The organism is Streptomyces sp. NPDC096046 (genome assembly GCF_040303285.1).
Classification (GTDB): Bacteria; Actinomycetota; Actinomycetes; order Streptomycetales; family Streptomycetaceae; genus Streptomyces.
The window spans coordinates 102,874-116,492 of record NZ_JBEOSZ010000019.1 but is presented as its reverse complement, the minus strand read 5'-3'; the positions used below and the strand labels follow the sequence as shown (position 1 = coordinate 116,492).

The 13,619-nt window shown below is 72.2% G+C and carries 10 protein-coding genes and 1 tRNA gene; 9 read left to right on the top strand and 2 right to left on the bottom strand.

Features of this window, described 5'->3' with window-relative positions; genetic code table 11:
* Nucleotides 1-53: 53 nt before the first annotated feature.
* From ABTX62_RS18835 to ABTX62_RS18825, 3 genes are all read left to right on the top strand, one after another.
* Nucleotides 54-227: a hypothetical protein gene (locus ABTX62_RS18835; protein ID WP_352117204.1), complete on the top strand. Its 174-nt coding sequence runs from the start codon at nucleotides 54-56 to the stop codon at nucleotides 225-227.
* 3 nt (nucleotides 228-230) lie between these two features.
* Nucleotides 231-464, top strand: coding sequence for a hypothetical protein (locus ABTX62_RS18830; protein WP_006136074.1), 234 nt, complete (start codon nucleotides 231-233; stop codon nucleotides 462-464).
* Nucleotides 465-592: 128 nt separating this feature from the next.
* Nucleotides 593-665 (top strand) — tRNA-Ala (locus ABTX62_RS18825).
* Between the two features lie 132 nt (nucleotides 666-797).
* Here ABTX62_RS18825 and ABTX62_RS18820 read toward each other — a convergent pair.
* Both ABTX62_RS18820 and ABTX62_RS18815 read right to left on the bottom strand, forming a co-directional pair.
* The gene (locus tag ABTX62_RS18820) at nucleotides 798-2,408 is read right to left on the bottom strand and encodes an NADH-ubiquinone oxidoreductase-F iron-sulfur binding region domain-containing protein (protein WP_352117203.1); all 1,611 of its coding nucleotides are present in this window, start codon (nucleotides 2,406-2,408) and stop codon (nucleotides 798-800) included.
* The gene (locus ABTX62_RS18815) at nucleotides 2,405-3,670 is read right to left on the bottom strand and encodes a ferric reductase-like transmembrane domain-containing protein (protein ID WP_352117202.1); all 1,266 of its coding nucleotides are present in this window, start codon (nucleotides 3,668-3,670) and stop codon (nucleotides 2,405-2,407) included. Before ABTX62_RS18815 ends, ABTX62_RS18820 begins: the two co-directional genes overlap by 4 nt.
* 469 nt (nucleotides 3,671-4,139) lie before the next feature.
* Here ABTX62_RS18815 and leuS point away from each other — a divergent pair, with 469 nt between their 5' ends.
* The 6 genes from leuS (at nucleotide 4,140) to ABTX62_RS18785 (ending at nucleotide 13,535) form a co-directional block, all read left to right on the top strand.
* Nucleotides 4,140-7,019 (top strand): leucine--tRNA ligase, encoded by a 2,880-nt coding sequence (gene leuS, locus ABTX62_RS18810; RefSeq protein ID WP_352117201.1) that lies wholly within the window; start codon nucleotides 4,140-4,142, stop codon nucleotides 7,017-7,019.
* A gap of 136 nt (nucleotides 7,020-7,155) precedes the next feature.
* The gene (locus tag ABTX62_RS18805) at nucleotides 7,156-7,944 is read left to right on the top strand and encodes a hypothetical protein (RefSeq protein WP_352117200.1); all 789 of its coding nucleotides are present in this window, start codon (nucleotides 7,156-7,158) and stop codon (nucleotides 7,942-7,944) included.
* A 72-nt stretch (nucleotides 7,945-8,016) separates the two neighbouring features.
* Complete coding sequence (locus tag ABTX62_RS18800) at nucleotides 8,017-8,862, top strand: DegV family protein (RefSeq protein ID WP_352117199.1); 846 nt, start codon at nucleotides 8,017-8,019, stop codon at nucleotides 8,860-8,862.
* Between the two features lie 119 nt (nucleotides 8,863-8,981).
* A complete protein-coding gene (locus tag ABTX62_RS18795; protein WP_352117198.1) occupies nucleotides 8,982-10,133 on the top strand; it encodes a ComEA family DNA-binding protein in 1,152 nt (383 codons plus the stop codon).
* Complete coding sequence (locus ABTX62_RS18790; protein ID WP_352117197.1) at nucleotides 10,130-12,700, top strand: ComEC/Rec2 family competence protein; 2,571 nt, start codon at nucleotides 10,130-10,132, stop codon at nucleotides 12,698-12,700. Before ABTX62_RS18795 ends, ABTX62_RS18790 begins: the two co-directional genes overlap by 4 nt.
* 4 nt (nucleotides 12,701-12,704) lie before the next feature.
* A complete protein-coding gene (locus tag ABTX62_RS18785; protein WP_352117196.1) occupies nucleotides 12,705-13,535 on the top strand; it encodes an arylamine N-acetyltransferase family protein in 831 nt (276 codons plus the stop codon).
* Nucleotides 13,536-13,619: the final 84 nt, after the last annotated feature.

Sequence of the window (13,619 nt, the reverse complement as noted above, 5' to 3'; positions counted from 1 at the left end):
CGTGGCAGAATCAAACGGCCGGAAGGGGGCGCGACCCGACGGGAGGAGTAGCGATGCCTGCGAGCATCATCGAGGAGGCCGACCACCTCCTCGAAGCAGCGTTGACCCGGGAGATGTCCACCCGCCTCAGCTGCCCTTCCTGTGGTTCCGCGCACGTGGCCCAGATGCTCGGCGACAACGGCGGAGTTTCCTACGTGTGCACGGCCTGCGGCCACAGCTGGAGCTGATCGATGGGTGCACACAGGCGGAAGTGCGACTGGTGCGGCAGCGGGACTCCGATCGTCCGTGACATGGAACCGATCAATCCCGACTACCAGTACTGGTGCGAGGAATGCGCGCGGGCGCTGATCATAAAAGGCGACCCGATCGAGACGTACCGCGAGTTGGAGGGCGAGCCGATCTACGGCCGGCTTCTGGAGGAGCACTGCACGCTCAAGCGGTTCTATTCGTTCGTCACGGCCTGAGCCCGCAGAGTCGGTGCGAAACCGACATATCGGGCATCTCTGTACGGGGGGAAATCGATTTGGTGTTGGGCCCGGTGGACCAGTAAAGTTGGCGTCGCCGCCGGGGAAACCCGGAGGAACACCGGCAAGGGGCTATAGCTCAGTTGGTAGAGCGCCTGCATGGCATGCAGGAGGTCAGGAGTTCAATTCTCCTTAGCTCCACAGCAGATGAGAAGGCGGGCCATCCGATTCGGATGGCCCGCCTTCTTCGTGTCGCCTCGTGTGCGGATGCCGGACGGCGGGCCCCCACGAGGAGCCCGCCGTACGTGCGTGTCGCGTTCGTCCTCGGCCTTCTCAGCGGCCCAGAGCGCGGCGGCCGCGGCCCTGGGAGAGGACCGGAAGGTTGCGCGACGGCCCGCCCTGCGCGCTCCCCTCCTCGAGGCGCAGCGCCAGCGCGGGGCAGCGACGCACCGCGCGTAGAGCCTTGGCCTCGGCGTACCGCGGCACCTGCGCCTGCGCCATCGTCGGGAAGCCGTCGGCGCCCAGCTGGAACACCTCGGGCAGGATGTCCGCGCACAGACCGTGGCCCCGGCACAGCGTCCAGTCGACGTAGATCTTCTGACGGCTGGGACCGTTCTCCTCGGACTCGCCGCCGCCCGGGATGCCCGTAGGAGCCCTGCCGCCCTCGAAGAGCGGCAGAACGCCCTCCACGGGCCGTCCGCAGCCGTTGCCGAGGACATGGGCGGCCAGGTCGTCCGTGAACGCCTTGATGGTCGACTCCAGGAACATCGCGGAGCCGTCCGGGTGCGAGCACGCGCCGCGCCGCTTCACGTTCTTGGCGACCTGCTTGAGCGCCTCCAGGGCGGCCGGTCCGCCGCCGTTGAGGATGTCCTCCAGACCGCGTGCGGCGGCCGGCAGGCCGAGGTAGCAGGGGCCGCACTGGCCGGCGCTCTCCTCGGCCAGCCACTGGGCCACACGCAGCGACTCACCCAGCGGGCAGGTGTCCTGAGTGATCGGCAGAATCGCGCCGGCGCCGAGCGCGCCGCCCACCGCGTCCAGGGAATTGCGGGAGACGATCGCCTCGTTCAGCGTCGCCGTGTCGATCCACTTGCCGTGGTAGCCGCCGGTGAGCACTCCCTGCGGCATCGGCGGAGCGCCGGCGAGCTGCAGGACGTACCGCAGCGGCACGCCCGTCGGGACCTCGATCACCATCGGGCGGGCGACCGCGCCGGAGACCGTGAGCATCACGGTGCCCGGCTCGTCGTACAGGCCGGTGTTGCCGTAGCGCTCCGGGCCGATGCGGGCGGCGATCGCCAGTTGGGCGAAGGTCTCGGCGTTGGACAGCAGCGTGGGCGCGCCGCCGACGCCGTTCTGCGAGGCGCTGACCTTTCGGCCGGGCGGGATGGCCGGGCCCCCGTCGATCGAGCGGATCAGCGAGGCGGCGGCACCGGTGACCATACGGACCGGGTTGCGCTGCACCCGTGCGCGCAGCGCCGATCGACGGCCGTTGCTGAGGCCGCGTTCGGCGAGCGCGGCCTCCATGGAGCGCTGGGTCGATTCACGGGTGACCCCCACCACGAGCGTGCGGGCACCCAGGGCCTCGGCGCACAGCAGCGCGCCGTCCAGGATCAGATGCGGGGCACGGTTGATCAGCACCGTGTCCTTGCGGCAGGCCGGTTCGTCCTCGCTTCCGTTCACGACGACGACCGGCCGGACGCCGCGTTTGATCGCCGCTTCGGCGACCGAGCGCAGCTTCTTGTGGAAGGGGAACCCCGCGCCGCCGCGGCCCCTCAGGTTGATGCGTTCGGCGAGTTGCGCGAGCTGCTCGCCGCCCATCGGCTCGAGCGGCCCGTGCACCTTGAGGTGCATGGGCAGATCGAGCCGATCGACAAGGTCGAAGCCCGACGTGAGCTGGGGAAGGCCGACCACGCGGACTTCGGGTACGTCGGGCAGGGCCTCGTTCACTTAAAGCCTCCGGAAGGCGTGTTCCAAGGTTCGCCCGATCCCGGTGCGTCGAAGTCATAGGACGCACCGGGCGTTGTTTCAGTGGCGGGACCGCTGTTGTACGTGTCGTTCGGGTAGTACGTGTCATAGACGGCGTTCGTCTCACCCGTGTCGTACACGTCACTCGATCCATAGCCGGCGGCGCCTGGATTGCCATAGGCCGGGATGTTTTGTCCGGTGTCCTGCAGAGGGTCGTAGGGCGGAATGTTGAAGCCCGTGTCCTGCAGGGGGTCATAGGCCGAGGGCGGGGCCTCGCCGACCGGCGGCGGCGACGGGATGGGCCAGTTGCCCGAGGTGCTGGAGGGGCCGTCCACGGTCGGGAAGGTCTCGGTGGGCTGCAGGTCCAGCGGCAGCTGCATGCCGGTGGCCGGCCCGGGCGCGAAGGGCTGCTGGCCCTGGGGAGGGCCCGAGACGGCCCGGTAGGCGGCGGCGAAGCCGTTCGCGGGTTCCTTGGCCGCGAGGCGTTCCGCCTTCTCGTACAGGGGCCCCCGCGCGGAGGCCGATGTCCTCGCGGGTGCCTCTCGGCCGTCGTAGCCGGGCAGCGCGGAGCCGCCGGCCGCCCGGGCCCGGCTCTCCTCCAGATCCCTGCGGCCCTGGCTCTCACCGGGCCCGATCAGTGAGGCGATCCTGTCGGCGACCTTGCGCTTGACCTGGCGCGGAGCCGCGCGCAGGGCGAGGGCTCCGGCCACTCCCGCCAGGGAGAGGCAGTACAGGACGACGAAGATCGGCTTGGCCGAGCGACCCGCGTAGAGGCCGTGGACCAGTGCGGCGCACCAGGCCGGGTAGGCCAGCATGTGCATGGCCCGCCAGCGGGCCGCGACGGGTGCGGGGGACGCGAAGCGGTTGCGCAGCGCGCCGGTGATGCCCACGAAGATCATGAGCATGCTGGCCAGGGTGCCGAGGCCGATGAGGAACGACCGTCCGGTGACGACCTCGTCGTCGCTGAGGAGGAGCCCGAAGGGGATGAAGACCGCGATCCACGAGGTGTGGTCCAGCGCCAGCTTGACCCCGATGTGCACCAGCAGGAAGACGATCGAGGCGACGGCCGTGGTCCGGTGCACGGCCTGCGCCAGGATGCGCCTGCGGGTGTCCAGCAGGACCCGGTCCTGGGCGACCAGCCCCCAGATCACCGAGCAGGTGAGGCACACGAGGGACAGCACGCCCGCACCGAAGTTGAGGAACTCGGCGAACGAGTCGTCGGCCGTGGAGTCGTGGGGGTTCACGACGCGCCTCCCCACGCCCCGGCGGCCGGGAATGGCGAGCTGATACTGCGATGAGGGTTCATGGGGGCAACTCCGAGCGGTTCGGGAAAGCAGCGGTCCCGCGCCGAACTCTAAGCGCAGCCATACCGATGAGTACGAGGTTTGAGTTATTGCGTTGTTATCAAAGGACAATGTGGCTGTTGTGATGTCCCTTAGTGGCTGTTACGCGAAGTAACCATTGACCCTGGTTCAGCTTTTCGGGCGCCGAGGCGGCCCCCGGAAGCGCGTCGCGACGCGCTGGGGGCCTGCGGTACCCTAGCGCCATGCGTGCCGTACGCCTTCTGCTTAGCGGGCCGCGCTGATCAATCCCGGCCACCGGGCGAGTCGAGTGGCCGGAATCGGCGCGGCGTCCCCTCCTGTGCGAGGGGATTTTTCGTTTCTCGAACCACACAGGCCGCAGGCAGAGACGATCGATGGAGCTTTGAGGATCATGAGCGAGACGAACCCCGCTGCCGCCGCAGCGGATGCCGCGCCGCACCGCTACACGGCCGCCGTGGCTGCCGAGATCGAGGCACGCTGGCAGGACTTCTGGGACGCCGACGGCACCTACGCCGCGCCCAACCCCAAGGGTGACCTGGCCGGGGAGCCGGAGACCGCGGCCAAGCCCGAGAAGTTCATCATGGACATGTTCCCCTACCCCTCCGGTGCGGGCCTGCACGTCGGACACCCGCTGGGCTACATCGCCACGGACGTCTTCGCGCGCTTCCAGCGGATGACCGGCCACAACGTCCTGCACACCCTGGGCTTCGACGCCTTCGGCCTGCCCGCCGAGCAGTACGCGGTGCAGACCGGCACGCACCCGCGCGTGTCCACCGAAGCCAACATGGAGAACATGAGGGCCCAGCTGCGCCGGCTGGGCCTGGGCCACGACAAGCGCCGTTCGTTCGCCACGATCGACCCGGACTACTACAAGTGGACCCAGTGGATCTTCCTGCAGATCTTCAACTCCTGGTACGACCACGACGCCCGGCGGGCCCGCCCGATCGCCGAGCTGGTCGCCGCGTTCGAGTCGGGTGAGCGGCCCGTACCGGGGCACACGCGCGCGTGGAGCGAGCTGAGCGCCGCCGAGAAGGCCGACGTCCTGGGCGAGTTCCGGCTGGCCTACGCCTCCGACGCGCCGGTCAACTGGTGCCCCGGGCTGGGCACCGTGCTGGCCAACGAGGAGGTCACCGCCGACGGCCGCTCCGAGCGCGGCAACTTCCCGGTCTTCAAGGCCAAGCTGCGCCAGTGGAACATGCGCATCACCGCCTACGCGGACCGTCTGCTGGACGACCTGAACGAGCTGGACTGGCCCGAGGCCATCAAGCTGCAGCAGCGCAACTGGATCGGCCGCTCCGAGGGCGCCCGCGTCGACTTCCCCGTGGACGGCGAGCGCATCACCGTCTTCACCACCCGCCCGGACACCCTGTTCGGCGCCACCTACATGGTGCTGGCGCCCGAGCACCCGCTGGTCGAGAAGTTCACCCCGGCCGCCTGGCCGGAGGGCACCCACGAGGTGTGGACCGGCGGCCACGCCACCCCCGGTGAGGCCGTCGCCGCCTACCGCGCCCAGGCAGCCTCCAAGTCCGACGTGGAGCGGCAGGCCGAGGCCAAGGACAAGACCGGCGTCTTCATCGGCGCGTACGCGACCAACCCGGCCAGCGGCGAGCAGGTCCCGGTCTTCATCGCCGACTACGTCCTGATGGGCTACGGCACCGGCGCGATCATGGCCGTCCCGGCCGGCGACCAGCGCGACTTCGAGTTCGCACGCGCCTTCGAGCTGCCGATCACCTGCATCGTCGAGCCGACCGACGGCCGCGGCACGGACACCGCGACCTGGGAGAACGCCTTCTCCTCGTACGACGCCAGGATCATCAACTCCTCCAACGACGAGGTCAGCCTGGACGGCCTGGGCGTCGCCGAGGCCAAGGAGCGCATCACCGAGTGGCTGGAGCGGTCCGGCGTCGGCGAGGGCACCGTGAACTTCCGCCTGCGCGACTGGCTGTTCAGCCGCCAGCGCTACTGGGGCGAGCCCTTCCCGATCGTCTACGACGAGGACGGCATCGCCCACCCGCTGCCCGAGTCGATGCTGCCCCTGGAACTGCCCGAGGTCGACGACTACTCGCCGCGCACCTTCGACCCGGACGACGCCGACACCCAGCCCGAGACCCCGCTGTCGCGCAACGAGGACTGGGTGAACGTCACGCTGGACCTGGGCGACGGACGTGGCCCGCGCCGGTACCGGCGCGAGACCAACACCATGCCCAACTGGGCCGGTTCCTGCTGGTACGAGCTGCGCTACCTGGACCCGCACAACTCCGAGAAGCTGGTCGACCCCGAGATCGAGCGCTACTGGATGGGCCCGCGTGAGGGCCGGCCGCACGGCGGTGTCGACCTGTACGTCGGGGGCGCCGAGCACGCCGTCCTGCACCTGCTGTACGCCCGCTTCTGGTCCAAGGTCCTGTACGACCTGGGGCACGTCTCGTCCGCCGAGCCGTTCCACAAGCTGTTCAACCAGGGCATGATCCAGGCCTACGTCTACCGCGACAGCCGTGGCATCGCGGTGCCGGCCGCCGAGGTGGAGGAGCGCGACGGCGCGTACTACTACCAGGGCGAGAAGGTCTCCCGGCTGCTGGGCAAGATGGGCAAGTCCCTGAAGAACGCGGTCACTCCGGACGAGATCTGCGCCGAGTACGGGGCCGACACCCTGCGCCTGTACGAGATGGCCATGGGCCCGCTGGACGTCTCCCGGCCGTGGGACACGCGCGCGGTGGTCGGCCAGTTCCGGCTGCTGCAGCGGCTGTGGCGCAACATCGTCGACGAGGCGACCGGCGAGGTGACCGTCGTCGACGCCGAGCCCGAGGAAGAGACGCTGCGCGCCCTGCACAAGGCGATCGACGGGGTCCGCGGTGACCTGGAGGGCCTGCGGTTCAACACGGCCATCGCCAAGGTCACCGAGCTGAACAACCACCTGACCAAGGTCGGCGCGGCCGTGTCCCGTCCCGTCGCCGAGGCCCTGGTGCTGATGGTCGCGCCGCTGGCCCCGCACATCGCCGAGGAGCTGTGGCGCAGGCTGGGGCACACGGACTCGGTGGTGCACCAGGACTTCCCGGTGGCCGACCCGGCATATGTCGTCGACGAGACCGTGACCTGTGTGGTGCAGGTCAAGGGCAAGGTCAAGGCGCGGCTGGAGGTCTCGCCGTCGATCTCCGACGACGAGCTGGAGAAGGTCGCGCTGGCGGACGAGAAGGTCGCCGCCGCGCTGGGCGGTGCCGGGATCCGGAAGGTGATCGTGCGCGCGCCCAAGCTGGTCAACATCGTTCCGGCGTAGCCGCGAGGGCGTGCGGATCCCTCTCGGGGTGGTCCCCTACGGGCAGGTTCGGGGTTCTTCTGGAACTCCGGACCTGCCTGTTGCGTTTACCGTTGAAGAGCGACGAGGCGCCGTGACGTCCTGAGGAGGAGCCCTTGTGGAAGCAGTGATCGCAGTCTTCGCCCTGCTCTTCGTGCTCCTTGTGGGGCTCGGGGTGTACGCCACGGTGAAGGCGCTGGGCGCCGCCAAGCGCGGTGTGGACCGTGGCATCACCCAGGCCCGACGCACGGTCGAGGACCACACGCTGCGCGCCAGGTCCTTCGTCCAGCCCGGCGCCGCGGGCGAAGTCGCCCAGCTCCGGCTGAAGCTGCGCACCTCGATGCGCGCCACCCAGGAAGTGCTGCACGCGGCGGTCGCCGAGGACGAGTCCCTGAAGGAGTCCGTCGGCCTCTTCGAACGGCTGAGTGCGCACGGGCACGAGCTGGACGACGAGCTGAAGCGCCTGGAGTCCGAGCCGGACCGTACCGCGCTCGCCGAGCGGCTCCCCGAGCTGCGCGAGCGCACCGAACGCGTCACGCACTCGGCGGACTCGCTGCGCTGGGCGGCACGCGATCGCGCCGGCCGCTTCGCGGAGGACGACCTCGACTCGCTCAGCGCGCAGATCGACCTGGAGTCCGGGGCACTGCGGCACTGGACGGCGCCCGAGCCGCAGTCCGCGTCGTCGCCGCCGTCCGGGTCGTCCCGGCAACCGGCCTCGCCGCCGAGGCCCGCGACGCCGCCGTGGCCCGAGGCATCGGCCGCCGACGCCGCCACGGCCGGGCAGACCTGGCCGGACAGTGCGCAGTCGAGCCCGGCGCAGGAGCCGGTGAGACCCGCCATCACGCCGCCGGGACCCCGCCCGACCTACCCCTGGCAGAAGAAGCCCCGCCCCGAGAGCACCACTTGATCCCGCGCCCCGCTCCGCGGGGCGCGGGGGCCGGGCTGCCGCAGCGGCGCTACGGCAGGTAACCTCCAGCTCATGTCCCGCCATGTCGCGATCGTCACCGATTCAACGGCCTACCTGCCGACCCGGACGATGGAGCGTCACGGCATCACGGCGGTTCCCCTGACCGTGGTCCTCGGTGACCGCGCGCTGGAGGAGGGCACCGAGATCTCCACCCGGGCCCTCGCCCAGGCTTTGCAGAAGCGGCGCCCCGTGACGACCTCGCGGCCCGGTCCCGCGGTCTTCGCGGAGACGTACCGCAAGGTCGCCGAGGCGGGCGCCACCGGCATCGTCTCCCTCCACCTCTCCGCCGAACTCTCCGGTACGCACGACGCGGCCGTCGTCGCCGCGCGGCAGGCGCCGGTGCCCGTGCGGGTGGTGGACACCGGCATGATCGCGATGGCGCTCGGGTTCTGCGCGCTCGCCGCGGCGGAGGCCGCGGAGTCGGGCGGGACGATCGACGAGGCCGTCGCGGCCGCGGAGAAGAGAGCCGCGGGCACCTCTGCCTACTTCTACGTCGACACCCTCGACTACCTGCGGCGCGGCGGCCGCATCGGAGCCGCACAGGCCCTGCTCGGCTCGGCGCTCGCGGTGAAACCGCTGCTGCAACTGACCGACGGCCGTATCGAGCCTCTGGAGAAGGTGCGGACCGCGTCCAAGGCGATCGCCCGACTGGAGGAGATCGCGGCCGACCGTGCGGGCGCCGCCCAGGTGGATGTCGCCGTTCACCATCTCGCCGCCCCGGACCGGGCGTCGGCCCTCGCCGACCGGTTGCGGACGCGGGTGCCCGGACTGACCGATCTGCACGTCAGCGAGGTCGGGGCGGTGATCGGGGCGCACACGGGGCCCGGTCTGCTGGCAGTTGTCGTTTCGCCCCGGTGAACGTTGCTGGAGGGCTCGGGTCACCCGTGTGAGTGACGGAGTTGTCCCCAACCGGGGGGCCGTCCCCGGAAATTGAGCAAGATCATCGCGGATGGGGCGAGGTGGCCGATCCTCGTCGCATGGCACTTCGATCACGTTCACGCACAGCGACCGCGACCAGTGGGCCGGGCCGCGGGCCGGCGTCCGACGGGCGTGTCCGGCACCGCCGGTCCGTTCCGCGCGGGCGGGCCCGCCGACGTCACGCCTCGGCGGAGGAACTCCGGCGACGCGCCGGAACGTTGTTCGGCGGGCATCGAACAGGAGCCGAGCCGGACGAGCGGACCGGGTCGCCCGGACCTGCCGAACGGGCCGGAGAGCGGCGGGAGTCGGGGCAGGGTCCGCCTGGGTGGTCGGCTTCCGTCGCTGTCGAAGAGCCCCGGCCCGGGCGTGACGGCCGTCCGGCGTCCATGGCTCACAGGGGCGCTTTCGCCGAGGTGGATCAGGAGGGGGACCTCGGGGACCAGCGTGCGGCGGAGGGAGCCTGGCGCGAGCGGGTGGGGCCGGCGCTGCGGGAGCGGATGCCGCTGTGGCTGCAGACGAGGTGTGGCCTGGAGCGGCGGAACGTGCTCGCTCTGACCGTCGTGCTCGTCGTCGCCGCGGCCTTCGCCGTGCAGCACTTCTGGACCGGCCGCACCCAGACCGTGCGGCCGCCGGAGGTGGTGCGGGCGGCGGTGCCGTTCGGGGAGGGGCAGGTCAGCGGGGAGGCGGTGGAGAAGCGAGGCCCTGGCGGTGCCGGGGTGCCCGCCGGGATCTCCGCCGGTGCTTCCGCCGGGGGCCGTACGGCGGGGGCGGCCGAGATCGTGGTGGACGTCAGCGGCAAGGTCCGTGAGCCCGGGATCCACCGGCTGCCGCCCGGCTCGCGCGTGGCGGACGCCCTGAGCGCGGCGGGCGGGGTGAAGCCGGGCACGGACACCGACGGGCTCAACCGGGCCCGGTTCCTCGTGGACGGCGAGCAGGTCGTCGTCGGGGAACCGGCGCCCGCCCAGGGGCCCGGGGCGGAAGCCGGTTCGGCTGCCGGTGGTGCTCCGGCCGGGCCGGCGGCCCCCGTCTCCCTCAACACGGCCACCGCCGACCAGCTCGACACCTTGCCGGGCGTCGGCCCGGTCCTGGCGCAGCACATCATCGACTACCGCACCCAGCACGGCGGCTTCCGCACGGTGGACGAGTTGCGCGAAGTGAACGGCATCGGCGATCGCCGCTTCGCCGACCTGCGCGATCTCGTACGGCCATGAGGGGCGCCCCCGGCCCGCCGGTGCGGCGTGACGAGGCCGCGTCCGGGCTCCGCCCCGACCGGTCCGCCGTGCACGCCTCCTCCGGCGCGCGTCTCGGTGCCGCCCGGCCACGCCAGGAGGGCCCGACGGACCTGCGGCTCGTTCCACCCGCCCTGGCGGCCTGGGCGACGGCGGCGCTGGTGCTGGGCGCGTCCCCGACGTGGGCGCTCGGCCTCGTGATCGGCTGCCTGGTGGCCGTCGCGCTGCTGCCGTCGGCCCGGCGGCGCGGGGCGGCGCCCCGGCCGCGGGCCTCGGCAGCCGCCCTGCTGTTGTGTGTGGCGGCGGCCGCCGCCACGGCCGGGCTGCACGGGGCGGATCTGCGCCGGGGGCCCGTGCCCGGCCTGGCGCGGGAATACGCCACGGTGACCGCCGACGTCGAGCTCACGTCCGACCCGCGGCTCACCCGGCCGAAGGTCCGGGGCGATCACGTGGCTCCGACGGCCGTGCTGATCGACGCCGACGTGCGGCGCGTCCAGGAGAGGGGCGGCGCGGCGGTGACGGTCCGGACGCCGGTGCTGATGATCGTGGACGTGGACTCGTCCCTTCCGCACCGGGTCGCGGGTGGGCCGGCGCGGTCCCCGTGGCTCGGCCTGCTGCCGTCGACGCGACTGCGGGTCAGTGCCCGGCTGGCTCCCGCGATGACGGGCGGTGACCGGGTCGCGGCCGTGCTGCGCGTGCGGGGTTGTGGCGGACCGGACGTGATCGGCGAGCCCTCCGGACCGCAGCGGCTCGCCGGGCGGTTGCGCGCCGGGCTGCGGGAGGCCACCGACGGGCTGCCGACGGATGCCCGGGCGCTCCTGCCGGGCCTCGTGGTGGGAGACACCTCACGGATCACCCCGGAGCTGGAGGAGGCCTTCAAGGAGACCGATCTCACCCACACACTGGCCGTGTCCGGCGCCAACTTCACGATCCTCCTCGCGCTGCTGCTCGGACCGCCGGGCCTGGCACAGCGCGTGGAGCGGCGGGGGCTCGCACCCCGGCTCGGTATCTCCCTGCGGGGGACGGCGGTACTCGGGGGCGCCCTCTCGCTCGGGTTCGTGGTCGTGTGCAGACCCGACCCGAGCGTGGTGCGGGCCGCGGCCTGCGGGGCGGTCGCGCTGCTGGCCCTGGCGACCGGACGCCGGAGGTCGATGATCCCGGCATTGGCGACGGCGGTCCTGCTGCTGGTGCTCTACGACCCGTGGCTGGCGCGCAGTTACGGTTTCCTGCTGTCCGTGGTGGCGACCGGTGCCCTGCTCACCCTCGCGCCCCGCTGGAGTGCCGGGCTGCGGCGACGCGGGGTCCCGGCGAGGTTGGCCGAGGCGCTGGGCGCCGCCGCTGCCGCGCAGGCCCTGTGCGCCCCCGTCGTGGCCGTGCTGTCCGCGCGGGTGAGCCTGGTGGCGGTGCCGTGCAATCTGCTCGCGGAGTTCGCGATCGCGCCGGCGACCGTGCTGGGGTTCGCGGCGCTGGCCACGGCGCCGATGGCGATGCCGGTGGCCAAGGCCCTGGCGTGGTGCGCGCAGTGGCCCGCCGGGTGGATCGCGCGAATCGCCCGGACCGGGGCGGCGCTGCCCGGCGGGGGGATCGACTGGCCGGGCAGTTGGACGGGTGCGGCGCTGCTCCTGGCCGTGACCCTGGTCGTGGTGCTCGTCGGACGGCGGCTGCTCGGGCACCCCTGGTGGTGCGGGATCTGCGGCCTGCTGCTGGCGCTGGCGGTGGTGCAGCCGCCGCCGCTGACCCGCATGGTCACGGGCTGGCCCCCGCCGGGCTGGCGGCTGGTGATGTGTGACGTGGGGCAGGGCGATGCGATGGTGCTCGCCGCGGGCGAGGGAGCCGGTGTGGTGGTCGACGCGGGGCCCGACCCGCAGCTCGTGGACCACTGTCTGCGGTCCCTGGGCATCACCAGGATCCCGCTGGTCGTGCTCACCCACTTCCACGCCGATCACGTGGCCGGTCTGCCCGGGGTGCTGCGCGCCCGGGCGGTGGGCGCGATCGAGACGACGGGTTTCCAAGAGCCCGCGGACCAGGCGGCGTTCGTGGGGAGGCTGGCGGCGGCGCGGCACATTCCCGTGACCCGGGCGGCGGCCGGGGAGCAGCGGCGTACGGGGGAGCTGTCCTGGCAGGTGGTGTGGCCGCCGCCGGAGCCGGCACCGGGGGTGCCCGCGGCCCACCCGGTGCCGGAGGGACCGAACGACGCCAGCGTGGCCCTGCTGGTCCGTGCCGCCGGACTGCGCCTGCTGCTCCTGGGGGACCTGGAGCCCCCGGCGCAGCGGGCACTGGCGCGTTCCCCGGCGGCCGGGGCGCTGGAGGGTGTGGACGTGCTGAAGGTCGCCCACCACGGATCGGCCTACCAGGACCCCGGCCTCCTGCGCCGGGCGGCACCGCGGCTGGCCCTCATCTCCTGCGGCGAGGACAACTCCTACGGTCACCCGGCGCCCGGCACCGTCGCCGCTCTGCGCGCCGGGGGAGCCGCGGTGCTGCGGACGGACCGGGACGGCGCGCTCGCGGTCGTGGGAGGGGGCGGGGAGCTGAGCGTGGCGCGAGACTGAGGGCATGAACTCAGCACAGGTTGATGCCTATCTCCGCCGGATCGGGGTCGAGCCCCCGGCGTGGCCCACCGTCGACGCGTTGCGCGAGCTGCACCTGCGACACCTGCAGACCGTGCCGTTCGAGAACCTCTCGATCCATCTGGGCGAGGAGATCGTGCTGGAGGAGAAGCGGCTGCTGGACAAGGTGGTGGGCGCTCGGCGGGGCGGGTTCTGTTACGAACTCAACGGCGCCTTCGGGGCGTTGCTCGCCGCGCTGGGGTTCGACGTGGCGCTGCTGGCGGCGCGGGTGTACGGGGACGGGGAGCGGCTCGGGATCCCCTACGACCATCTCGCGCTGCGGGTGCGGACGGTGGACGGGGGCGACTGGCTGGCCGACGTCGGCTTCGGGGCGCACAGCCATCTGCCGCTGGCGTTCGGGGACCGGGGCGAACAGGAGGATCCGGGGGGCACGTTCCGGATCGTCGAGGCGGGACCGGACGCGGCCGGGGTGCGCGGGGGGCGCGGCACGGCGCAGGCGGCGGACCTGGACGTCTCCCGGGGCGGCAGACCGCAGTACCGCCTGGAGGTGCGGCCGCGGGTGCTCGGCGACTTCGTGGCCGGGGCGTGGTGGCACAGCACCTCGCCGGTCTCGCATTTCACGCGGTCACCGGTCTGTTCGCGGGTGACGGAGGACGGAGGCAGGATCACGCTCAGCGGGCGCAGGCTCACGGTGACGGCGGCCGACGGCACACGCGACGAGCGTGAGCTGGGGACGGACGAGGAGGTACTCGGGGTGTACCGGGAGCGGTTCGGCATCGGACTGGACGAGGTGCCGGTGGCACGAAATCCCGTGTAAGCGGCAATTCAGGTCACATGGGGCTACTCGTGCGTAGTACCAGCACATCTGCTGGTTTCCCGTGATGTGGTCCCGTGTTGCCTC

Bases quoted from the DNA above. Each gene is read 5' to 3' on its own strand.
- ABTX62_RS18835 (WP_352117204.1), top strand. From the start codon at position 54: ATGCCTGCGAGCATCATCGAGGAGGCCGACCACCTCCTCGAAGCAGCG.
- ABTX62_RS18830 (WP_006136074.1), top strand. From the start codon at position 231: ATGGGTGCACACAGGCGGAAGTGCGACTGGTGCGGCAGCGGGACTCCG.
- leuS (WP_352117201.1), top strand. From the start codon at position 4,140: ATGAGCGAGACGAACCCCGCTGCCGCCGCAGCGGATGCCGCGCCGCAC.
- ABTX62_RS18800 (WP_352117199.1), top strand. From the start codon at position 8,017: ATGTCCCGCCATGTCGCGATCGTCACCGATTCAACGGCCTACCTGCCG.
- ABTX62_RS18795 (WP_352117198.1), top strand. From the start codon at position 8,982: ATGGCACTTCGATCACGTTCACGCACAGCGACCGCGACCAGTGGGCCG.
- ABTX62_RS18790 (WP_352117197.1), top strand. From the start codon at position 10,130: ATGAGGGGCGCCCCCGGCCCGCCGGTGCGGCGTGACGAGGCCGCGTCC.
- ABTX62_RS18785 (WP_352117196.1), top strand. From the start codon at position 12,705: ATGAACTCAGCACAGGTTGATGCCTATCTCCGCCGGATCGGGGTCGAG.